Source organism: Kitasatospora sp. NPDC004669 (assembly GCF_040609455.1).
Taxonomy (GTDB): Bacteria; Actinomycetota; Actinomycetes; order Streptomycetales; family Streptomycetaceae; genus Kitasatospora.
Map to the genome: position 1 here is coordinate 38,473 of NZ_JBEXKB010000007.1, position 21,918 is coordinate 60,390.

Here is a 21,918-nt window from a genome sequence, read left to right on the forward strand (position 1 = left end):
TCAGGAGACGGGGTCGCCGGAGCGGCAGGCATACGGGGAGCAGCCGTCGGCCGACCCGAACTCCTCAGTGTCGAAGGCCAGGCGCTCCTGCAGGTCGAGCAGCTCACGGCGGGTCAGATGATCGATCGGCGCCTGGGAGAGGGGGACGCGGGAGCGGTGCAGGTACGCCTGGCCGAGCAGTTCGCGGCCCTCGGCGGTTGCTCTGGCGTTGCCTGCCCGGATCGCGGCGTCGAACTCGACCACGTCCGCCCACTCGCCAGGGGATTCATCCCGAATTGCCCTCCACTGTGCATTTCCATGAAATGGGCAGCCAAGACAACTCGACTTCGGCGTGGATTCCAGTCCGTGTTCGGCGAGGAGCCCGAGACAGTCCCCGCGCGAGAGCCCCAGTTCGATCAGCGGGAAGCGGTTGCGGGTGTACTTGACATCGGCGTCCCGCGCCCGGTGGAATTCATCCGTGGAAATGCCGATCCACTGCTCGGCGAACACGTCGCGCGGCACGCGGACCGGGTGCGGGTAGCCGAGAAGCTCGCGCACCTGGCGCTTAATGGGCTTGATTTTATACTCGGCAGTACATTGGCGTCGCGTCATGCCTGGAGTCCCGTCCCGGTTGAGAATGTAGAGCGGCATGGAGGCGAACCGGTGGGCGGGGTCGAGGGCGTCGTTGCGGATGTTCCCGGAGGACACCCGGAGAATCGGTATGCCTGCGGGTCGGGCTATCTCGTGCTCCACTCGGTCCAAATGTTCATAGACCTTTGCAGGCTCCCATCCGGTGTCCGCGAATACGGCGTAGTCGAGTTTCGGAAGCTCGCCGAGCGCGGACAGCAGAAGCAGGGTTGTGCTTTGGACACCGGCGCCTAGACTCAGGGTCCGCAGGGCCGGTGCGGAATTGGTCGTCATACGGCCTCACCGGCCTTGGCGAGCGCGCGCTCGGTAATGAGGGCGGTCTGCCGGGCGGAAGCCGATCCGATCTTTCCGGCGCCCGGTTCCTTGTACCAGGGGCGGAGCTGGAGAAGCGCGGGCTTGATTCCGGTTGCGAAGAGCAGGGCGGTTCCCTTCTTGAGGGCTCGGATCTGGTCGGGCGGCAGGATCCGCTCCTGCCGCATGCTGGTTGAGGTGGAGCGACCCGACTCGGAGGTGGAGTGGGAGACGGTTTCGACGTCGTGGTCGCCGACCAGGCGGGAGAGTTTGTCGGCGAAATCTGCGTCGTCGATGCCGGAGCCGACGAGTTTCACGGTGGCTGCGCTCCACATGGCGTCCATGCCCGCTTCGCCCCAGACTTTCTGGCCCTGCCTGTAGCTCTGGAGAATGGTGATCGGGATGACGCCACGGCTTCCCAGGTGGGAATACAGGTCGGGTAGGTCGCCGATTTTGCACACATTTGCCGCCTCGTCGAGAACGGCGAGCAGGGGCGGGTCGAGCCGGCCGCCGTCGCGCTCGGCCTGGATGACGGCGGTACGCATCACGGAATCGGCCGCTGCGGCGATCAGCGCCGAGGCGCTGCCGCCGCCGTCCTTGGACAGCAGGAAGAGGCTGTCCTTGCGGACGACGAATTCGCTCGGCTTGAACTCGGGCAGGTGGGGCTGCGGGGTGACCCAGGCGGAGATCCGCGGGTCCAGCAGGCAGGCCGCGTACTGGCGGGCGGTCTCGTAAATGCCGTCGCGGGTCTCCACGGCGCCGCTGACCGTGCCTTGCAGCTGGTTCGCGACTGCCGTCAGGTCGTGGGCCTTGAGGATGTCGATCGGGCTGCGGTCGGCGGGCTGGGCGAGCCAGGCGAGAACGTCGGTGATCGGCCGGCGGTCGATGCCTGCGGCCAGGAAGAGCGCGCACAGGGTGTTCTGGGCGGCGGTGCTCCAGAAATCGCCCTGGGAGGATTCGTCCACGGCCGCGGCGACGAAATGCCCGGCCAGCCGGCGTGCGCCAGGCAGGTCTTTGGCGTCGGCGAGGATGTCCCACCACATGCCCTGTGGGGTGTGGGCGATCTGCTGGGGGTCCATGGTCCACACCTGGCCGGCCTCGGAGCGCGCCTCCAGGCAGGCGGTGTAGGCATCGCGGGCGGCCTTGTTGGAGGTGAGCAGGATCGGGCCGGGGGCGCGCAGGATGGCCGGCACGGCCATGGACGTGGTCTTGCCCGACCGGGGCGCCATGATCGCGATCATGACGTCTTCCCAGTTGGAGCGGACCTCAGGGCCGTTCTCGCCGAGACTGCCGAGCAGGATGCCGGTGTCGTCCGGGGCGATGTTCCTGGCGCTTGCCAGGCTCGGGCGCAAGTCCCGTGCCTTGGCGGTGATTTCCTTGGGCAGCATCGTGGTGAGGTCGCGCGTGGTGGCCAGGCCCGTGGTGGTCTTGCGGCGCTTGAACCACAGGTTGAGGCCGATGGCGGTGGCCGCGATGGCGATCAGCGCGGGGATGATGCGGGCGACGATCAGCAGCAGCGGCTGGTGGAGGTGGGGCCACAGCCGCTCGGGGTACAGGGCGGCGGTGACCGGCTGGTACGGGCCCCAGGTGCCGTGCTGGGTCAGGATGTTGGCGGTGTTGCCGCAGGCCCAGGCGAGGGAGCCGTAGACGGCGAGGGCGGTGCCGGCGCCGATCAGCGCGTACAGGAGGGCGTCGGTGCCGGGGGTGGATGAGGGGGCTTTGGGGGTGGAGGCGGGAGGCAGGAGGAAGCGTCCTTGCTGGGGAGGGGGTTCGTCTGCCGGGCGCGGAAGGGCGCGGCAGGGGCCCGGAGGTGGGCGGAAGACCAGGGCGGCGATCGCGTCGGGCAAAGGCCCGGGACTATCGGGGCCCTGGGCCGGCGGGTGGTCAGCCGGCGGGCGCCGTGGTCAGTGGCGGCGTGGTGAAGGCGTGGTGCGCTCGGACCCGGTGGCGGGTGGGTTCGTGCTGGGCTGGCCCTCGGCGAGGGGCGTGCTGGTGCGGCTGCGCGCGGCGCTGACGCGTGGTGCAGTGAGGGATTGTGCGCGTCGGCCGAGCTGTTCGGCGGCATGCCCGAGCTGGGCACGGGCCTCGTGGAGCTGGGTCTTGATCACCGCATTGGCCTCGGGGGCCGCCTTGTGCGGGGGGTTTTCCTCGAGGAAGAGGAGCTGGACCTCGACGCGGCCCAGTGCGGCGATGGCCTCACCGATCGAGGTTGCAGCGCACGCGAGTTCGCTGCTGGCCTGCCTGCTCTGGTCGCTCGGCTCGTTGGCCAGAACGACCAGTTCGGCGCCGAACGAGACGGTGATGGCGGCCAGGTCGGCGATCTGGGTGGCGACCACCGTGGTGTCCGGCGCGAGGTAGAGGTGGCCGACGACCGGGACCTTGGCTCTCTCCGCGTCGAGTTGGCGGGCCAGACTACGGAGAACGGCTGCCGCGCCATGATCGGGCGTGTTCAAGGGCGGCTCCGAGGGCTGGGCGGCCGTTCTGCGGCGTTCGGGGTGGCGATGGGGTGGGCCTCCTTGGCCAGGTCAGTGGTGGGACAGGTTGCCGTGGGTGGGGTGGCGTGGGTTGAACATGGCGCCGGCCAGTTCGACGGCGCTGAACGGGCGCATGCCCGAGCGTGGGTTGGCCGGGCGCAGGGTGACCAGGGGCAGGCTCGCGGCGGGGAGTTCCGCGCGGGCGCGGGGCACCGGGGTGGGGCTGGCCAGGTTGGCGGTGAACAGGTGCAGGTAGCGCATGGGGGTGTTCTGAGAGAATCGGCCTCGCCACCGCTCGGACATGTACATCCCGAAGTCGCACTCCGCGTCCCAGACGTCGCTGTCGCAGCCGGGGCTGGTCTTCTGACCAGGTGGGGTGAAGGAGTGGCGGAAGGCCAGCCTGCGTTCGGGGGAGACCAGCGTGGTGGTGTCGTCGGCTTCGGAGAGGTGCCAGCTGGCCTTCGCAAGGGGACGCCAGGCGGTGGTGGGTGAGGCAGTGCGCTCGATGGTCAGGTCCGCACGGCGGGTGTAGAGGTCGGCCGCCAGCGCCTGGGTGAGAGCGGCGATGAGTTCGGCCGGCGTGTACAGACTGAAGTGGGCCTGCCAGTGCGGCCTCTCTTCCGCTGGGTCGCGGCGCACGCTCACCCGCCACAGGTAGGGCATGTTCGGCTCGAAGGCGACCTGGACCTGGCCGCACTGGCTGGTGGCGGTGAGACGGACGTCGTCCTGCTGGTGCTGGAACTCGTGCACGTGGACGAGTGGGCGCAGGACGGTTCCGGGGTCGCCCTGCCCGGCCAGGTAGCGCGGTGAGACCAGGACGTGGTCCGAGGGCTGGTGGTCGGTCACGGCGGGTTCCTGTCGGTGTGCGGGGTCAGCGAGTGCGGGATGCCGCCGGGGCGGTGGGGATGGTGGCGCCGTTGCCCTGCAGGACGTAGGCGTCGGCGGCCAGCGTGGAGAGCGAGGAGCGGGCGAGCGCGGCCTGGGAGCGGACCTGACCGGCGGAGAGCTCCTCGACCTGGTGGTCGATCTGGTCGCCGGCCTCGGACAGGCGCCAGGCGAGGCGGCTGAGGGTGGTGGAGTCATCGAGCAGTGAGGCGTGGAGGTCGTTCTTGGTGAGTCCCTCCTGGTGGGCCCAGACGGCCACATCACGTACGAGGTCGGCCAGGCGTGGAACGGGTCCGCCAGCGAGGAAGAGTTCCCGCATGAGCTCGGCGACATGGTGCGGGTCGTCGACGTCCTTCAAGGCTCGCTGGAGGTCGTGCAGGGCCTTGCCTGCCTGGCCGACGTATTCACTGGCCTGGTAGTAGGGGTGCCTGTCGGAGGGGTCGGGTATCAGGGGGTTCCTCATCGGGACGGGGCCGCGAGACGGCCTGGAGCGAAGTGGTCGGCTGGCGCGGTGGCCGGCCCTTGGGCGGAGATGACCGTGGGGATGTTCCGGGTGAGGGCGGCGGTGTGCCGCCGGGAGCCGGTGGTCTCCAGCTCGATGAGCTGGCAGACGGCCGTGACCCGCGAGATGTCCTGGTGGGTGCGGGGTGTCCGGCCGTCCTGGCGCATGAGCGGGGCGACGATGCGCGCCTCGTGGTCGTCGATCCGCAGCGCGATCCACCGGCACGCCGCTTCGTCCCCCGGCGGTGCGATCCCGGCGGCGGCCAGCACCCGGCGTGCCGCATTCGCCCAAGCCTGGTCGCTGAGCGGGGCGCTGTCGGGATGGGTTCGCAGGGCGCACTGCCATACTTGCCGGCTCCGTCCGGGCCGGGAGCCGGTGTCGGCGGCGAACTGGATGAGTGGCTCGTTCAGTTCATCGACCAGCCGGTCCATGTCGGCGCTGCCGGGTGCGGGTAGGTCCACGCCGGGTCTCCAGGCCGCGATGGCATGGGGCCGGTGGCGGCCGGCGCGGGTGAGAGCGTGGACGTGGGCCGCGGACAGCAGGTCGCGGGTGCTCGCGTACCGGGTGATGGATGCGATCACAGGCTGCCTCCGATCAGCGGGCTCGCGCTCGGAGTCGGGCAGCGGTTGCAGCGGCATGGCCGGTGGCCCCAAGCGCTGGGTGACCGCTCCCGCCGCGGCTGGTGGCGGGAGGTTGGCCGCTTACGACGCGTGGGCTGGGAATCGCCGCGCGCATCCGCCGAAGTTCCGCCGTGGCGAGATCGCCGTCCCCGCAGGTGGCGGCATGATGGGGCGGCTGCGGCAGCTCACTGAGCGGGGCGTTCGTGGCGTCGGTAGCCGGCGTGGTGTGATCCCAGGGCCAGTGGCCACCGATGCGGTACAGCCCACGGTGGTCGGGCTCGACGGTTTCCTGCCCGCCGTCTCCGTCGTAGTCGGCTGACCAGGAGAAGACCAGGTCGACGCCATGCCACGCTGCGGTCATGCCGCCGGCATCGGCGTGCAGGTCGCGGACGATCTGCCGAGCGGTGCTGCGGGTGAACGCGGGCGAGCAGTACGGGCCGATGCCTCGTGGGGTGATGAGGCCGGGGTAGGGGCCGTAGTCCGAGCCGTCAACGGTGAACAGGAAGAGGCGCTCGTCTTCGGCCAACTGGGGTGACAGGTAGCCGGGGAGGCCGGGGGCGACTGGGTAGGGCGCGGTGTGTGGCACGGATCCTCATGACGGGTTGGGGCCACGGACCTGTACCGGTCACCTGGCGCGCCTGCGGGGTTCGTCCGGCGCGGTCGCAGTCCGCGTGGCGGTGGACGGCACGTCGTGGGTGTGGGTGGTCGGCATGGCGGGGGAGGTGAGGCGGGCGGCGGTGGCGCGCGCGGGCATGGGCGAGTGATCGGTGGGCAGTGTCCGGAAGTCCTCGGGGACGGTGGCGAGGCCGAGGGTGAGGTCGTAGAGCACCGCTGATGCGTCGTCGAGGACGTCGTGGAGGTCGTCTGTGTCCTCGGGGCCGTGGTCGCGGACCCACTCGGCTCCGGCTTCGACCAGCTCCTGGAGGCGGGCGAGGACGCCGGTGTCCGGGGTGAAAGCGGTGGCGGCGATCTCGGCCGCATCCTGCGGGGAGTCGGTGCCCTTGAGCCGGTCGATGAGCGAGAGCACACCGAGCGCCGGGTCGGCCTCCTCCGGTGCCGGGGAGGGGACGAAGGCCGGCTGGTCGGGCGGGGTGCCGAGGCTGGGATCGAGCTGGACCGGGTAGCCGGCCGCCGTCAGGAGAACGGCGGCCTTGGTGGCTTCGGCGTTCTGCCACGCGCGGCTCATGTCGAGGGCCGTGTGGTACCAGGGCTCGTGGCCGGAGCCGGTCTCGATCCAGCCGAGATGCTTCAGGAGTTGGCGCGACAGAGGGTCTCCGCCGTCCGCGACGACGCCGGAGACCGAGAGGCGGCTGATGGCGACGGCAGGCAGAGTAGTCATGGACTTCCCGGCTCAGGCGTTCAGCTGGCCGACGGCGATGGCTGCGTCGCCGACCGCGTACCGCAGCTCCCACAGGCGGTCGATGGCCTGCTGCGCCTGGTGCCAGGCCGGCGGCCGGCGGCGGGTGTTGACCGCGACCGCGCACAGCAGGTCGAGCAGCTGGTCGAAGACGCCGTCTTCGACAGTGAGGCCGTCGAGGATGCGGTCGATGTCCCGGGCAGGGGTGTCCGGGGTGATCTGGGCGGCAAGGCGGGCGATGGCGTCGGGCGCGTCGTTGCCGGTGACGTTGGTCAAGTCGTGCTCCTAGTAGGGGTTTTCGCTGGTGCGGGCATCGGTGTCGGTGGCGGCGGCGAGCAGCTCGGGCAGATCCTGCGGGGCGGCTTCGCGCTGGTCGATCCACCAGGAGGCCCGGTCGACGGCGCGGGCCTGGTCCTCGATCGGCTGCCAGGCGTCCTCGTCGAGGTCACCCTCGGCGACCAGGGCGAGGTAGGCGCCGGTCACGAGCTGGTGGCGGCACCGCTCGCCCCACGGCACTGCCTTCTCGGGCCCGTCCAGCGGCGGCATCCGGTACTGCTCGGCCCACTCGCGGGCGGCCTGCTGCTCCTTCGCCCGCTTGTTCTTGAGCCATGCGGACCGCTCGGCCTCGTCGCCGGACCGCTCGGCGAGCCAGCAGTCGCGGCACGCACGGCCGGAGAGCCAGCGGGCGAAGCCGGCACGCTTGTCGGCCGGACGGTCGGAAAGATCATGATCGAGTTCGTGTCCACACGAGTGCGTGACGGACCAGTTCTTCTTCACTGCCATGAGAAGGGTTAACCTCCGTACTTTCAGCGGTAGTTGGCGTATGCCTTGCGAGGGTCGACGGCCTGCGGGCGGGCGGCCGTGGCCGCGGCGTCAGTGGCGCCGAGGGTGGCGGTGGTCTGCACCCGGCTGCTGCGCGCGAGGGCTGCACGTGCCCTGGGGCTGGCGGGCGCGGCGGTGGGGCGCGGGGCACGGGCGGCGACGCCGGCCAGTTCCATGCCGCTCATGCTGAGCGTGGTCTCCGCCTGGGAGATGACCGCCTCAACGCGCGTGGGGTCGATGGCGGCAGGGTCGGTGCGCAGCTGCCGGTCGATGCCCCGCAGCCGGGCGCTGACCTCGGTCATCATCGCCAGCCGGTCGTGGACCAGGGCATCGGCGCGCTGCTCGGCCAGGGTGGGCTGGTCGACGGCGGGCCGCACCTCGCGCTGGGCGGCGGGGATGAGCCGGGTGCCGAACGGGTCCAGCGCCTGGTCCGGCTCGGCCTTCGGAACGGCGCGCGGATCGGCGCTCCGCTCGGCCACGGGGAACAGCCGGGTTTCGAACGGATCCAGCGCCTGACCCTCGCCGGGGGTGGCCTCGGGCGCGGCAGGGGTGCGGTCGAGCGCGGCGATCAGCTTCGTGGCGAACGGATCGGTCGACCGGTACGGCTCGGTGAGCGGCTCGAATCGCAGGTCGGAGGCGACGCGAAGTCCGTTGCGGCGCATCTCGCGCACCGCGTCGGTGGCGCGGGCGCCGGACTGCGGCCCCCGCTCGAGGGTGTACATGCCGCCTTCGGCATGGGTGAAGCCGGCCTTGTGCAGCATGCTGACGGCGAACGGCAGCTCGGTGGGGACGGTGGCGACGATGCCGAGCCTGGGGTGGAGGCCGATGGCGACGTCGTGGCGGTGCTGCGCGGGGGCGGCGGTGACGACGACGGCGTCGGGCCCGGCGGCCAGCGCCGAGGGACTCGGCGCGGTGGGCTGAGCGGCGGCCGTGTAGTCGAAGGCTGGGTCGGCGGACACCTTCACGCTGCGGCGGCGCAGCGCGGCGACGGCCTGACGGGCCTGAAGGAACAGGTTCTGGTCGGCCTGGTCAAGGACCATGTCCGAGCGGTCCGGGAGCTGGCGGAACCCGAAGTCGGCCAGCAGGCGGCGGGCTGCCGGGTCGTCGGCGATCGGCGTGGCGACGATGCCGTATTCGGGGTGGCGAGTGACGGCGAAGTGGGGCTCGGCGGGGATGCGGTACTCCTCAGAAAGAGCGGTGGAAGAGACGAGGTCAACGGCGGGGAAGTACGCCGGCTGCAGGTGCCAGCGCGGGTCCGGTGGCAGGAGCGGGGGGAAGGGGGCCGGAGCCCTGGAGCGTCGTGCCCGCGCGGGCGGCCCCCGCCCGATTGGTGACGGCCAGTTGGCCCATCTGGGGCGGATCGGTAGGCGCCGCGGTCAGGGCCCTGCGCAGATCGCCGAGGCGGACCTGCAGGCGGTTGACGTCGAAGTGCGCCTCCATGAGCGCGTTCATCGCCGTGTCTCGCGTCTGGGTGGGCAGCGACGGGGCACACCGGAGGGCGATCTCGTCGATCATGTGGCTGATCTGGTCCAGGGCGCCGCCGTTGCGGACGGCGGTGTGCAGCCACTCGGTCGCGTCGCCTACGGGCATCACGGTGGAGCTGGCGGGTTCAGGTGTCACGGTGGGGTCCTGTTCTGCGTTGGTCATCGGCGGGCGGACGAGGTGGGTGGCGGGATACGGGTGGGGGCGGCCGGTGCGGTGGACGGAGCTGCACTCATCCGCGCGGCGCGCGGGACGCAGGCGGCTTGGGCGCGGGCGCCGGGGCTGGCCGGCACGGTGGTGTCGCGCAGGAAGTTGACCCGGTAGTCACGGCGGGCCTGTCCGGCGTACCAGCTGGCGTACTCGTCGGTGATGCCGAGGTCGCCGGTGGCCGCGTCGTGGCGAAGGATCACGTAGACGTCGTGCTCGTCCGTGCGTCGGGCCAGCCACCAGTCGACGCCGTCCCCGAAGCTGTGCCGGGCCTCCACAGCGAGCAGTCCCTGAGTGACTTCCTCGATGGCGCGTCGCGTGGGCGTGCTCAGCCCCGGGGCATCCAGCGCGTGGATGGCCCACGTGCGGGCGGCGGCCGTGTGAGCTGCGGCGTCGGGGAAGACACCGGTGTCCAGCAGCCAGGCATAGTGGCGGATCAGCTCCGCTCCGCCCTGGGACGGATCGTGCCAGTTTCGGACCTCGAACCCGGCAGTGCCCAGCGCCCTGATCGCCTCGGCGGCCCGCTCGATCTGCGCATCCGCCTCCAGCCGCCGACCCAGGCCCCAACTGCCCTGCTCGGTACGGCGCCAGAACCCGTGCCGATAGAGGACTTCACCGGCACGCGGACTCAACCGACCGACGGGAACGGCGATCTCACCGTCGTCGAAGAGGTAGCCGAACGCGATGGCGCCGCTCACCGCCGCACTCCCGTGCCGGTGATGGCCTGCGGGGCGGCCAGCTGCGCCTGGGCCGGAGAGAACATGGCCAGCTCCAGGGCGCCGCTGTTCTCCCGTGACGGCACGACCTGGGAGGAGAACGAGGCCGCGGCCTGACGCGCGCAGGCCAGGCCCAGCCGCGGCGGGTCTGCCTCCAGCGGCAGCAGGAGCTTGACGAGGTCGCGCTCCAGGCGGTCGCGCTTGTCGGCCTCGTCCTCCAACGCGGCGACCACCCGGTCGAGTTCGACGAGCAGGTGCTCATCCACCCGCCAGCGCCCGTCGGTCATGTCGTGAAGCCGGGCGCGGTAGAGCTTGCAGCCGGTCTCGGCGGAGGCGAGCGCGCGGTGCGCCTTGATCAGATCGCGGGTCTGGTCCGTGGTGTCGGGCTGGTCTTCGAGTGCCCACAGGGCGTCCACGCTGCCGTAGAGGTGGGCGAGTCGGTCATCGAAGCGGGTCAGGGCGATAGGGGTGGCCACAGAACTCCCATGAGATCGGTGTGAAGGGGAAAGGCCGGGACAGGGGCAGCGGGCCGGGTGGCTCAGCGGCGGCGGCCGGACAGAGCGGGGCTCTGGGCCGGCAGGGCGCTGACCACCAGGCCGACCCGGTAGCGCTCGGCGTCGGCGACCGAGCGGGCGACCGCACTGCGCACTGCGGCCCGCGCGGCGGCGTCCTCGCGGGCCTTGATCAGCTTGGTGAGTTCGGCCTCCAGCTCGTCGCGCTGCTCGGCGGCCTCCTCCAGCCGCTCCAGCTGGGCGTCGAGCTCGTCGAGCACCGCGTCGTCGACGCGCCGCTTGCGGTCGGCCGCGTTGATCAGGCGGACCCGCTGAAACGCGACGGTGGTCTCGGCTGCCACCAGGTCGCGGTGGGCCCGGATCAGCCGGGCGGTGGCGGCATCCGCGCGGGCCTCACTGGCGTACAGGCCGGAGATGCTGTCGCCGAGGGCAGCCTCGAGACGGCTATCGAGGCGGGTGAGAGCGATGGACACAAGTCCTCCAGAACGGGTGGGAGTGACGGAACGAAGGAAGGCGGGGCTTGTCTGGCGAGCGGCCCGCAGCTCAACGCGAGCGACGTGCGCCGGCGGAAGCGGCGTGAGGCGGGGCTGACGGTGCGGAGGCAGGGGTCGGCTGTTGAGGGAAGAGCCGAGCGGTGCGATAGGCCGCAGCCAGGAGCTGGAACACCTCGGCGTCGCCGCCGTCGCGGTCGGGATGCCAGCGCAGCGACGCCGCCCGGTACAGCTCGTAGACGGGCAGCTGCTCCTGCGGCCGGCCGGCAAGTTCGTGAAGCAGGCGGTGCGCCGCCTGGCCCGACAGCGGCCTACGCGCGCTGATCGTGCCGTTGATCTCCCGGTACCGCTGGGCCTCCTGCTCGGTCGGGCCTACGGTGCCGGACACTCGGGCCGGCAGGTGCTGCCAGGTTAGGTCGACGTCGTAGAGCCGATCGAAGTCGAACGGGCCGATCGGCGGCTCGCCTCGGCGTGCCGCATCCCGGTTGGCGAGGTCGAGGTCGATGCACGGGGTCTCGTGCCAGTCGTCGAACGGGGTACAGATGTAGACCGGAGTGTGCTGGTGGCCGTCCGCGCAGGGCGGTTCGGGCTCGCCGTCATGGAGGTCGAGGTACGGTGCGGTCGCGCCGGGCGAGCAGGGGTCCACCATGGCGCCGCAGCAGTGCATGCACCACGGCACGCAGTAGCCGTGGTCACACCCGTATGGCACACCGAACATCCACTCGCGGCCGGGCCCTCCCTCGTCGCTCGTGTCGGCGTAGGCGAGGGAGCGCGCGTAAGGGATCAGATCTGCTGACATACGGTCCTTCTGTGACGCCAGGGAAGCTGCCCACAGCGGGGAGGTGGGCGCGGCTGCTGCCTGGAGGGCTGGTCAGAACGGCGCCCGCGGGTGAACGGCCGACCGAGCCCCCGCAGGGAGTACGGCTGCTGCCAACTCGGCGGCGGCTGGCGCCTGGGTGATGCGGGCGGAGACGCTGCGGGCTGCAGCCCGGCGGGGGCTACCGGGGACGGGCGGCGCGCTCGCGTACCCGAACGACTCCCACTCGGCCCGGGCGCTCGCCAGGTCGGGGTGCCGACTGGCGCCATAAACGCCTCCGCCTTCGGAGTAGAACGTTGCGGCCTCACCGGTGGCCGGATAGCTGACCAGGAGCTCGATCTCACCCTCGCTGCCCTGATGGTCGGCATGGACGACCAGGTGACCGTTGGCAACGTCGTCACTGACCAAGTGCACCCACGCTGTCTGGCCGCCGGAGGTCCTCGGCGGACCGGGCGTCGCCCACGGCCGGTGCATCTGCCTGCTCTCCCGCTGCTCGGCCTCGCTGTAGACCCGGGTGACGCCGTAGCCAGCCACGGCCAGGAGTCGTCGAGCGTTGCTGAGTTGGCGGCTCGAGGTGGCGCTGTCCGTGTCGCGGCGGAACCGGTACAAGCCCGTGTCGTCGTCTCGGACGAGCCCCGCTTGCTCAAGCCATTGGGTGCTGAGCCGGTCGGGCGGTTCTACGGCGATCGTGTCGTGGTCGGGCAGGTGGGCGATGGTCACGTGGGCGATGAGCTGACTCCGGGCAGGTGTGGTCGAGCAGAGAGAGGTTGGACGGAACGGTGAGCGGCAGTGACCGGCCGGGGGAGGTCTCTGCTTCCGTCGGCCGGCGGTTCAGCGGCGACGGGGGTGCCGGCCTCGGACAAGGCCGGCACGGAGTTGGTCAATCCCGGTCGGGTTCGTGGTCTGTGAACAGGTCGGGCTGCTCGCTCCAGCCATAAAGGCCGCGTTCGAGCTCGTCGAGGTTGCGGAAGAGCCCGGGGTGGGCGCGGTAGGCGTCGATGCGGTCGGCCGCGTAGTCCTGGGTCTCGGCATCCGCGGCAACCACCCGGGATGCATTGGTGGCGGAGTTGCGGGCCCACTGCGCGAGATCGGTATCGGTCGCGTCGCGCATTTCGACCCATTCGCCGCCGAGCCGCAGGTAGTCGTCCGGGGCGTACATGGTGCTGCGCTTGCCGCGCTTTCGACGCCTGGGGTTGCGCTTCTCACCTTCGCTGCGGACCAGGCCCTTGGCGAGCCTGCGGCCCGCAGCGGCGCGCACGCCCTCCTCCAGGTTCGGGTCCGAGAAGATCCCGGCCAGTACGGCTTCGACGTCCTTGGGGCGGAAACGACCGGCTTCGTTTCTGGCGCTGCGGAAGGCGTCCTGGACGAGCCGGTCAAGGGCGGCCTCGTACAGGTCGGTCACGGCAGATCACGCTCCCGCCACACCTGGGCCATCTCGGTCAGCGCCGTCATCGCCTGGTCGATGATTTCGCGGGTGATGTCGTGGCCGGGCAGTACGAGCTGCGGGTCGAACTTCTCGAACATGTCGGTGCCGCGGGCCTGGGCGAGCGGCGGTACGACCTCGCAGAGGAACTGGGTGGCGGTCCGGCGCTGGCGCACCTGCTCCTGCTGGCGGGCCTTGCGCTCGGCCCAGGCACCGGGCAGGGACAGCTCGCCCTCGACCACGCGGTCAGCCAGGTCCGGGTCCTCGGCGCGAAGGCGAGCAAGCTGGCCCTCGAAGGACTCAGCCTTGCTCTTCAGCTCCCGGGCCTCCTTGTATGCGTCGTCCAGGCTGACCGAGCCGCTGATGACCGAGTCCACGAGATGGGAGGCGTGGCGGATGACGGTGGACGCCTGCCCGATCCGGCCAAGTGAGACGCCGGCCTGTTCTGCGACTGAACGAGCGGACTGTTCAGGCCCTGAACGTCCCTGCTGTTCAGAGTCTGAACTGGCCTTGGCCGCGATCATGGCGACCTGGCCCTTGGTCAGATTGCGGCGGTGAAGGTTGACCGAGAGGGCGTAGCCGCCCGGGTCGTTGCCCTCATAGGTCATGAACACCGGCTCGGCACCGATGAGTTCACACGCCTTGAGGCGGTTTCGGCCATCCAGGAGGCGGCCAGTGTTGTCCAGGACGATGGGCTGGAGCTGGCCGATCTTCTTGATGTCGTCGGCGAGGGCCTTCAGCTCGTCCTCGTCGAGCATGGGGAAGAGCGCGGCGGTGGGGTGAAGCTCTATGTCTTCTCCTAGAGTTCGGAACGGGACTTCTCCGCAGAGGCGGAGCGGTACGGTGGACCCACTGGCTTGGGGCCGGTGGGTGCGGGCTGGTCAGGAATGCATCCGGGCGTCGGTGTCGTAGAGCATGCGTTCGGCCGGGTGGAGCAGGTGCTGAACGATGAATGATCTTCCGGCGACCTTCCACAGGCCGCGGCCCTTGTTGAGGTTGGAGATCGCCTCGGTCTCGACGCCGGTGAGGCCGAGAAGTCCGGCGGTGGCGGCGAGTTGGTCGGCTTCCTGCCGGTAGATGATGCGGGTGGAGCAGTCGGTCAGCAGGCCCTCGGCGAGCGCCCGGCCACGGGATCCGGCATCGCCGGCCGAGAGCAGGTCGGACAGGCGGTGGATGACGAGCATGTTGGCGATGCCCAGGCCGCGGGAGAGCTTCCAGTTGGACTGCATGCGCTCCAGCAGCGGCAGGTGCCGCAGGACGCGCCACGCCTCGTCGTAGATCACCCAGCGCCGACCGGAGCCAGGGTCGGCGAGGGCAGCCTCCATCCACGCGGACGCGCAGGTCATGGCGAGCACCAGTCCGGTGTCGTCGCCCGAACTGCCCAGCCGCGAGAGGTCGATGGTCAGCATCGGTGACGACGGATCGAACTGGACGGTGGAGGGGGCGTCGAACATTCCGGCGAGGTCGCCGGCGACCAGACGGCGCAGCGCGTGGGCGAGGTCCTCGGCGGCGGCACCGAGTCGACGTGAGGGGTCGCCGTGGGCGTCGTTGAGACGCTGCGGGTCGCCGAGCAGGGAGGCGATGTCCCCGAGGAGCGGGGTGCGGCTGGCCGCGTGGGCCTCGGCGACGACGGTGTCGAGTGCGATGTCGAGGGCGGTGTGCTCCATCGGCGCGAGATCGCGGCTGAGTACGGTGCGGGCGAGCGAGGCCAGGAGTAGGAGGCGGCGCTTGCGGATCTCCAGCTGCCATGCCTGCGGGTCCGCGCCCGGCGGGGCTGTGGGGGCGTCCAGCGGGTTGAGCTTTCCGGGCATGCCGGGGCCGAGCGCGATCGTCCGTCCGCCCAATTCCTGGGCGACGGAGGTCCATTCGCCCTTCGGGTCGCAGGGCACGTAGATCCTGTAGCCGAAGGCGATGGACCGCACCGCGAGGGACTTGGCGAGGGCGGACTTGCCCATGCCGATCACGCCCGCGAGCAAAATGTTCGGGTTCGTGAAGCCTTCGATCTTGCCGTACAGAGCGAAGGGGTCGAAGACGAAGCTCGCTTCGGCGTGGACGTCCCGGCCGATGTAGACGCCCTCCGAGCCGAGTCCGCCCTCGGCGAGGAAGGGGTAGGCACAGGCGGCGACGGCGGTGGTCATGCGGTGCCGGGGGAGCTTGAGCTTCCCGCCCCGCAGGGAGGCCGGGCCGGGGCGGCCGGAGGCCGGGTAGACGGGGCGGATGCCGAGGTCGCTCTCCGCAGCGTCGCGCTTGCGGACGGGGCGTCCGGCGTCGCGGGCCTGGCGGCGGGCGGCGGCGAGGTCCTGCCTGGCCTGGCGCCGGGCTGCGCGGTCAGCTTTGGCGGGGGTGTACAGCGCGCTGGCGCTGGCTCGCAACGGTCTTTCTCCTCGGGGTCGTTGGCGGGGTGGGAGTAAGCGGTCAGTGGCGGACGAGGCCGGTGAAGGACGCACGCAGGTCGGTTGGGGTGGTGATGTGCCGCACGCGGACGGAGGTGGCCAGGTGCCGCTGGCAGATGGTCATCTCGGGTGCGCCCTCGGGCAGGCGCAGGGCACAGGCTTCGCGGGTGGGCAGCCGGCCGTCGGCCCTGGGGGCGGCGTGGTAGGCGTCGTGGAGGTGCTCGGCGGCCTGCCACAGGCGGATCCGGGCGGCGTGCAGGTGGTCGCCCGCGCGCTCGGCGATCGGCCGGGTGGCATCGGTGCGGGAATCCAGCAGCGCGTACAGGGCGGTGGTGTGGGCGTGGAGGGCGTCGAGTTCGACGCGGGAGGTCGCCTGGTCATCGGGGATGCTGGTGTGGTGGTGGACCTGCACGGCGGAGGTGGCGAAGCGCAGGAGGTCCGGCGGGGAGGACAGCGGGTGGTGCACGAGGGGTGTCCTTCGGGTCAGAGGGTCCGGGCCAGCGGCAGCGCACCGGTGGTGAACGCTTCGGCCTGCTGGAGTTCGAGTAGGCGCAGGTCGATGCCGGCGTTGACGGCCGCGGTCTCGATGGAGGCGGTCACCGAGTGCAGTTCCTCGGCGGTGTCGGCGGAGACGACGATCAGGCCGGTGAGGTCGACGTCCGAATGGCCGGCGATCAGCTGGCGCTCGCGGACCTTGGCGTCGGCGTACTCCTGGCCGTCGGCCTCGGACTCGACCTGCCCCTTACGGGCGCGTTCGGCGGCGTCCGCGACGATGGTGGCCTTCTGCCGCTGCACATCCCGCAGGGCGGCCTCGAGGGTCTGCGGGTCGTAGGTGAGCGAGAGAGTGCGGCGCACCCCGGCGGTGAACATCACCTGGTGCAGGAACCCGAAATGGGTCTCGGTTCTCGGCCACTGCTCGACCCAGAAGACCGCGTGGTGGGCGGTGTCGGTGCGCAGGCGGGTGGGTGCCTCGACCAGGACGACGGGGCCAGCCGCGGCGGTGCCGGTCTGCGGGTGGCCGCTGTCGGACCAGCGGGTGAGGCCGGCGAGGGCCTTGGGGTCGTAGGCGGTGCGGATCGTGGCGGCGATCTGCTCGGCGGTCAGCCAGCCGCCCGGGACGAGCCCGGCGCCGCGCGCGGACTGGTCAAGGCTGGAGGTGGTCTGGGCGAGGACGGCGAACGCGCCCGAGAGGCCGCCGCCGGCCTGGTTGATCAGGCGACGGGCCGCCTTGAGGTCCAGGGCGATCGCGATGTACGCCTCGTGCGGCGCTGCCGCGGGTCCGGCGGCGGCGAGCAGGTCCTGGTAGATCGGGCCTGCGACGTGGGCGTCGGGTCGGCCGTGCTCGGCCCAGTACCGCTGCAGGGAGTCACCGGAGTCGGGGACGGTGCGCTCGAGGACCTGGATGCGGGCGACGTGCCCGGAGCGGGAGAGCGCGGCGAGGGTGCGGCCCCAGCCCTGGACGTTGTTGGCCTGGGTGGCGGGGTCGAGCAGGGCGAACGCGCGGGAGCTGACGCGGGTGACGGCGGTGAGGGTACCGGTCTTCGGGTCGTGGATGGCGCCGATGTTGCCGTCGGGGCTGGAGACCGCACGCAGACTGGCGGCGGTGCCGGGCAGGTGAAGCAGGCCCGTTCGGCGCGGACGGGTGGAGGGACGGGCGAGCCAGATCAGCTGGCCCTTGGTGCGGCGCAGCCAGTAGCGGATCGCGATCGGCGCCCAGTCGGCGGCGGAGCGGCCGTGGTAGCGGATCACCACGATCGCAGCTGCCAGCGCCCACAGAGGGGTGAGCTCTACGGCGCCGACGATCCCCTTGGTCATGAGCGTGGCCAGCAGGATGCCGCCGGTGATGACGGTGACCGTGAGCTGGGAGGCGGTCAGGCCGAGCAGGACGCCTCGGCGGCTTCGGGAGGGGAACTTGGTGGAGGTCGGTATCTCGTCGGTCAGGGCGGTTCAGTTCTCTCGTGTGGGGGCGGAGTGGGGCAGGGCGGTGGCAGCGCCCGCCGTCGCATGGGCCGGTGCGCGACGGCGGGCGCGTGCCGTCGGCCCGTCAGGAGGAGCTGTTGGTGGGGCCGGGGTAGATGAAGCGTCCAGCGCCGGAAGAGGTGGCAGGCTTGGCCGGGGCCGAGGCGATGACCGGGTCGAACGCGGGGCCGGAGCTGGCCGGTGCGCTGGCAGGGCCGGAGCCCGTGGAAACCGGTGTGGCGCCGCCCGCTGTACCCGCTGCCGTCGTGGGCGCCGCAACGGAAGCCGTGCCCGTTCCGGAAGCTGCGCCCGCGCCGGTCGCACCGCCTGTGGCGGTGGATGTGCCCGCGCGGGTGATGAGCGGCTGGCCGCGGTCGCCGTCGGTGGGCGGCCGGGTGATCAGCGGTACCCCGCCGTCGCCCTGGCCCGACCGGCCCGCGTTGGCGTACTTGAAGGTGGTCTGGCCGCCACCAGTGGAGGATTCGCTGCCGCTGCTGCTCGGGCCGCCGCCGATGTTGTTCATGCCGGGGACCTCGGAGGGGCCCTGCGGGGCGGCGGACGAGGCGGCGGCAGCTCCGCCACCCGCGCCGCCCGCGGCCATGCTGGCGGCCTTCTTGGCCGCGCCCTGGGCGACCTGGAGGCCTGCGGCGGTGGTGCGGTGCAGGTCGTGCGAGGCGCCGTCACCGGCCCAGTGCACGAAGCGGTAGAGCGCGAACGGCGAGAGCAGGACGAGGGCCATGATGACGATGCCGGCGATCACATCGGACAGCGCGCCGATGCCGTCGGCGGGCTTGGTGTCGCCGATGGCGCTGACGCCGAGCAGGAAGATGATCGTGATCACCAGCTTGCTGAACACGATGGTCGCGGTCGCCTCGATCCAGCGCTGACGCCAGACGCGGGTCGGCTCCCAGCCGCCGCCCGCGCCGGCCAGGGGCGCCAGCACGACCAGGACCAGGACTGTGACCTTGCGCAGGACCATCATGCCCCAGTACATGAGGCAGCCCACCGCGCAGCCGAGCGCGACCACCGTGGCGATGGCCCAGCCGAGCCCGCCGAGCGAGGGGATAAGGGAGATCTTGACGATCCGCCGGACGGCATCGTTCACCGAGGAGTTGGCGATCTGGAACAGGCCCTTGGACAGGGCATCGACCACCGTGACGGCGACGCCGGTGAACGCGATCGCCGTGAAGGAGAAGAACAGGCCACTGATCGTGCCGGTGACCGCCTGGCCGAGGGCCTGGCCGTCGCGTCTCCATGCCGCGCGCCCGAGTTGAAAGCAGAACGTCATGATCAGCATCACGAGGGCGATGGCCAGCACGACCGCGTAGTTCGAGCGGAACCATGCCGCGTTCAGGTCGATCGCGGTGGTGGTGTCCACCGCACGCGAGGCTAGGTCGACCGCGGACTGGGCCAGGTCGCCGCAGCTCTTGGCGATCCAGTTGCCGATCGAGCTGGTGATGGAGTCGCCGATGCCGCCCACCGCCGAGCAGATCAGACCGGCGCCGGGAAGATCGCAGAACCCGATGAGGGATCACCTCCTTACAGAGAGGACAGGGGAGTTGGTCAGGGGTAGACGGTCTGGGAGATCGAGGCGAGCGCGCAGTCGGCGTTGGGCCGGCACTGCACCGCGAGGGTGAGCGCGCGGTCCTCGGCGCCCTTGCCGCCGCCGTTCCAGGCGATCTGCTGCGAGCCGGTCACGGTGACCGCGTAGATGTACGCGGTCGTCAGCGCGCCCGGGTTCTGCGCGATAGCAGTCTGGAACGCGGACGGCAGGTGGGCCTCGGCGACGGTGGCGGTGGCGAACTGGCCGTTGTCGCGCATCCGGCTCCACAGCACCGGGTCCGGCACCTGCGCCTCGACGGAGGCGCCGTCGGCGTACTGGTTCTCCGACGTGAGCCACAGGCGCAGACCGTTGACCTCCTGGGCCTGGGTTAGGCGCCGGGTGTCGTAGGACCACAGTGCGGCGGCGAACGCCTTCGCGTAGTCGGTCGGCGAGTTGGTGTGCGGGGGCGAGGGCACCGACGGCACGTCACCGTCGGACGCAGTGGGACTGGCGGGCGCGGACGCGGTAGCCGTCGCCGAACGCGACGGGGAAGGGGCGCCGATGGTAGGCGTGGGGGAGGCGGTGTCGGGGTGGGAGGCGTGGCCGCCGCCCGCCAGCCGGGCACCGAGCCCGGCCAGCAGAGCGACGGCCAGCAGCACACCCAGCCCGATCAGCAGCCGTCGGCCGACAACCGAACGGCCCTGTCCGTACTGGGAGTCAGACATCGGTCAGTGCACCTGCGTTCCCATGGCGCTGAAGAACGCGACAATGCCGTTGGCAGCACCGAGCAGCAGCGCGCAGCCGGCGGCGACCATCGCGCCCTGCTTGCCCTTGGCTTCCGCGCCGTGCGAGCCCGAGTGGTGGCCCCAGGCCCAGACGACGCCCGAGACGCACAGGGCGCCGACGGTGGCGATCACGGCGAACAGGTTGACGCTGGACACCACGGTCTTCAGCACGGACAGGCCGGGAAGGCCGCCTTCGGCCGGAGCGATGCCCGGGTCAAAGGCGAGCTGGCGCACCGTGTCGGCGAGGATCATGGACAAAAAGAGCACTCCTAGAGGTAAAAGGGCATGCCGGAGGGAGAGTTGGCGTGCGGAGGTGGGGAGGGAAGGGGGCTCAGGCGACGATGCGGCGGGCGGCGAGAACGCTCGGCCGCCACGAGGCCAGGGTCGAGACGGAGACCACGGTTCCGGTGTGCGGGGCGTGCACCACCAGGCCGTCGCCGATGTACATCCCGACGTGTTCCGGGGCCTGCGGTGTGCCCTCCATGAACAGCAGGTCACCCGGGCGCAGGGCATCGAGGCTGGCCGGGCTGCCATCGTTGACCTGGGTGTAGGTGGTGCGGCTGATGGTCACACCCGCTGCCGCGTACGACTGCTGCATCAGGCTGGAGCAGTCGCACCGGCCCATCGGGTCGGGGCCGTGCGCGGCGGTGCAGGAACCGCCCCACTGGTACGGGGTGCCCAGCTGGCCGAGGGCGTAGCGGATCGCGTTCTGCACCGCGGGTGGAGCATCGGTGGGGATCTGGTAGCCGGCCGGCAGGACCCCTGGCGGGATGGTGCCCCAGTCGGTGCCGCCCGGCGCCGAGCCGCAGGCGCCGGCCGGAGCCGGCTTCGTGGGTGCCGGGCTCCCGCCGCCGGATGGCTGGGGTGACGGGCTCCCGCTACCGGATGGCTGGGGTGACGGCGTCGCGCTTTGGCCCATCGTCTTGACCAGGGCCTGCTGCAGAGCGGTCGCCAGCGGCTCCCACTTCGCATACGCGTCCGGGAACCCGGAGCCCTGCACGGCCTGGGCGGCCTCGGCGACCGGCAGGTCCTGCCAGCCCGGCACCTTGAGCAGCGCCTGATAGAACGCGCCAGCCGCGTAGGCGGGTTGGCTGATCTGGGCGGCTGTGCCCCAGCCCTGCGAGGGCCGCTGCTGGAACAGCCCGACCGAATCCCGGTCTCCACCCGGCAGGTTCTGAAGCCCGCTCTCCTGCAAAGCGGTCGCCAGAGCGATGACCTGGCCACGCGCCGGCATCTGCAGCTCGACGCCCTTCTGCACGATGATCTGCGCGTTGGGGATTTGCACGGAGGGAAGGTCGAGGCCCTGCACGGAGGTTGAACCGGTTGACTGCCCGGACAGGATCGCCTTCACCTCGGCGTCGACCGCCGAACTGTCCACAGGCGTGCCCACACCTGTGGATGACGAGCATGTGGCCTGCGCGTTGCCCGCGGCCATCAGCACGACTGGCAGCGCGAGTGCCACCGGCGCGAGGGCGACCACGCCCACGGCGGCAGCTACCGCCTTGCCGCTCATCGCACCCCCAGCACGACACCTCCCGGCGGGATCGGTGGCGTAGTCGGCGGGCGGGCGGCGGACAGGCCGAAAATCGGCGACTGGACGTTGGAAATAACGCCTCTCCTCTACTGTGGGCACTGTTTTCGGGCAGGCCGAATAAGCCCCTTGCGGAAATAGGCGGGGCCCAGCGCGTAATGGGTGAAACGGGGTGCGGAACGAACCGCCGAAGGACGATCAGGGTCGGCGGATGACGACAGGACGGGTCAGGCGGAAGTGGACATGGATGTGCCCCCGAAGGTGAGTAGTGGGTCGTTCCTGCTGGCCAAGACGCTAGGGCGAGGGCCGGCCGTTTTCCAAAAAATCGGCCCTGAACCTCCCGCCGGGCGCGGTCCGGCAGCAGTGCGACGACGGTAGGGCGACCTGCGGCCGTTTTCCAAAAAATCGGAGATCAGGCCGTCAGTGCGCCGGGTGGCGTCGACGGGCAAGAAGCTACGCAGCGACCGGCCGTTTTCCAAAA

The 21,918-nt window shown here is 71.1% G+C and carries 26 protein-coding genes; all 26 read right to left on the reverse strand.

The window, feature by feature from the left end; all coding sequences use genetic code 11:
* Complete coding sequence (locus tag ABZW30_RS08200) at positions 1-834, reverse strand: hypothetical protein (protein WP_355670353.1); 834 nt, start codon at positions 832-834, stop codon at positions 1-3.
* Between the two features lie 62 nt (positions 835-896).
* Positions 897-2,660, reverse strand: a complete 1,764-nt coding sequence (locus tag ABZW30_RS08205; RefSeq protein ID WP_355670354.1) for a TraM recognition domain-containing protein — start codon at positions 2,658-2,660, stop codon at positions 897-899.
* 162 nt (positions 2,661-2,822) lie between these two features.
* A complete protein-coding gene (locus ABZW30_RS08210; RefSeq protein ID WP_355670216.1) occupies positions 2,823-3,371 on the reverse strand; it encodes a hypothetical protein in 549 nt (182 codons plus the stop codon).
* A 72-nt stretch (positions 3,372-3,443) separates the two neighbouring features.
* Positions 3,444-4,238: a DUF317 domain-containing protein gene (locus ABZW30_RS08215; protein ID WP_355670217.1), complete on the reverse strand. Its 795-nt coding sequence runs from the start codon at positions 4,236-4,238 to the stop codon at positions 3,444-3,446.
* Positions 4,239-4,263: 25 nt separating this feature from the next.
* Complete coding sequence (locus ABZW30_RS08220; RefSeq protein WP_355670218.1) at positions 4,264-4,740, reverse strand: hypothetical protein; 477 nt, start codon at positions 4,738-4,740, stop codon at positions 4,264-4,266.
* Positions 4,737-5,360 (reverse strand): hypothetical protein, encoded by a 624-nt coding sequence (locus ABZW30_RS08225; protein ID WP_355670219.1) that lies wholly within the window; start codon positions 5,358-5,360, stop codon positions 4,737-4,739. Before ABZW30_RS08225 ends, ABZW30_RS08220 begins: the two co-directional genes overlap by 4 nt.
* Before the next feature lie 13 nt (positions 5,361-5,373).
* Entirely contained in the window at positions 5,374-5,925 is a 552-nt protein-coding gene (locus tag ABZW30_RS08230) for a hypothetical protein (protein WP_355670220.1), read from the reverse strand.
* Between the two features lie 99 nt (positions 5,926-6,024).
* Positions 6,025-6,738: a hypothetical protein gene (locus ABZW30_RS08235; protein WP_355670221.1), complete on the reverse strand. Its 714-nt coding sequence runs from the start codon at positions 6,736-6,738 to the stop codon at positions 6,025-6,027.
* 12 nt (positions 6,739-6,750) lie between these two features.
* Positions 6,751-7,032, reverse strand: a complete 282-nt coding sequence (locus ABZW30_RS08240; protein WP_355670222.1) for a hypothetical protein — start codon at positions 7,030-7,032, stop codon at positions 6,751-6,753.
* 9 nt (positions 7,033-7,041) lie between these two features.
* A complete protein-coding gene (locus ABZW30_RS08245) occupies positions 7,042-7,539 on the reverse strand; it encodes a hypothetical protein (RefSeq protein ID WP_355670223.1) in 498 nt (165 codons plus the stop codon).
* Positions 7,540-7,562: 23 nt separating this feature from the next.
* Positions 7,563-8,618 carry a hypothetical protein gene (locus ABZW30_RS08250; RefSeq protein ID WP_355670224.1) on the reverse strand — a complete coding sequence of 352 codons (1,056 nt, stop codon included), beginning with the start codon at positions 8,616-8,618 and terminating at the stop codon, positions 7,563-7,565.
* A 172-nt stretch (positions 8,619-8,790) separates the two neighbouring features.
* Positions 8,791-9,198 (reverse strand): hypothetical protein, encoded by a 408-nt coding sequence (locus ABZW30_RS08255; protein WP_355670225.1) that lies wholly within the window; start codon positions 9,196-9,198, stop codon positions 8,791-8,793.
* Between the two features lie 23 nt (positions 9,199-9,221).
* Positions 9,222-9,965, reverse strand: coding sequence for a hypothetical protein (locus ABZW30_RS08260; RefSeq protein ID WP_355670226.1), 744 nt, complete (start codon positions 9,963-9,965; stop codon positions 9,222-9,224).
* Entirely contained in the window at positions 9,962-10,459 is a 498-nt protein-coding gene (locus tag ABZW30_RS08265; protein WP_355670227.1) for a hypothetical protein, read from the reverse strand. The genes ABZW30_RS08260 and ABZW30_RS08265 overlap by 4 nt, the downstream gene beginning before the upstream one ends.
* 62 nt (positions 10,460-10,521) lie before the next feature.
* Positions 10,522-10,968: a hypothetical protein gene (locus ABZW30_RS08270; RefSeq protein ID WP_355670228.1), complete on the reverse strand. Its 447-nt coding sequence runs from the start codon at positions 10,966-10,968 to the stop codon at positions 10,522-10,524.
* A gap of 70 nt (positions 10,969-11,038) precedes the next feature.
* Positions 11,039-11,785, reverse strand: a complete 747-nt coding sequence (locus ABZW30_RS08275) for a J domain-containing protein (protein ID WP_355670229.1) — start codon at positions 11,783-11,785, stop codon at positions 11,039-11,041.
* 72 nt (positions 11,786-11,857) lie between these two features.
* Positions 11,858-12,523, reverse strand: a complete 666-nt coding sequence (locus ABZW30_RS08280) for a hypothetical protein (protein WP_355670230.1) — start codon at positions 12,521-12,523, stop codon at positions 11,858-11,860.
* Positions 12,524-12,683: 160 nt separating this feature from the next.
* Positions 12,684-13,205: a hypothetical protein gene (locus tag ABZW30_RS08285; RefSeq protein WP_355670231.1), complete on the reverse strand. Its 522-nt coding sequence runs from the start codon at positions 13,203-13,205 to the stop codon at positions 12,684-12,686.
* The gene (locus tag ABZW30_RS08290; RefSeq protein WP_355670232.1) at positions 13,202-13,984 is read right to left on the reverse strand and encodes a ParB N-terminal domain-containing protein; all 783 of its coding nucleotides are present in this window, start codon (positions 13,982-13,984) and stop codon (positions 13,202-13,204) included. The genes ABZW30_RS08285 and ABZW30_RS08290 overlap by 4 nt, the downstream gene beginning before the upstream one ends.
* Positions 13,985-14,107: 123 nt before the next feature.
* A complete protein-coding gene (locus ABZW30_RS08295) occupies positions 14,108-15,598 on the reverse strand; it encodes an ATP-binding protein (protein WP_355670233.1) in 1,491 nt (496 codons plus the stop codon).
* 43 nt (positions 15,599-15,641) lie between these two features.
* On the reverse strand, positions 15,642-16,085 hold the full coding sequence (locus tag ABZW30_RS08300; protein WP_355670234.1) for a DUF6238 family protein: 444 nt from the start codon (positions 16,083-16,085) through the stop codon (positions 15,642-15,644).
* A 17-nt stretch (positions 16,086-16,102) separates the two neighbouring features.
* Entirely contained in the window at positions 16,103-17,560 is a 1,458-nt protein-coding gene (locus ABZW30_RS08305; RefSeq protein ID WP_355670355.1) for an SCO6880 family protein, read from the reverse strand.
* 103 nt (positions 17,561-17,663) lie between these two features.
* Positions 17,664-19,058: a type IV secretion system protein gene (locus tag ABZW30_RS08310; RefSeq protein ID WP_355670235.1), complete on the reverse strand. Its 1,395-nt coding sequence runs from the start codon at positions 19,056-19,058 to the stop codon at positions 17,664-17,666.
* Positions 19,059-19,141: 83 nt separating this feature from the next.
* A complete protein-coding gene (locus ABZW30_RS08315) occupies positions 19,142-19,846 on the reverse strand; it encodes a hypothetical protein (protein ID WP_355670236.1) in 705 nt (234 codons plus the stop codon).
* A gap of 3 nt (positions 19,847-19,849) precedes the next feature.
* Complete coding sequence (locus ABZW30_RS08320) at positions 19,850-20,158, reverse strand: DUF6112 family protein (protein WP_355670237.1); 309 nt, start codon at positions 20,156-20,158, stop codon at positions 19,850-19,852.
* Positions 20,159-20,237: 79 nt separating this feature from the next.
* Positions 20,238-21,419 carry an NlpC/P60 family protein gene (locus ABZW30_RS08325; RefSeq protein ID WP_355670238.1) on the reverse strand — a complete coding sequence of 394 codons (1,182 nt, stop codon included), beginning with the start codon at positions 21,417-21,419 and terminating at the stop codon, positions 20,238-20,240.
* Positions 21,420-21,918 lie beyond the last annotated feature (499 nt).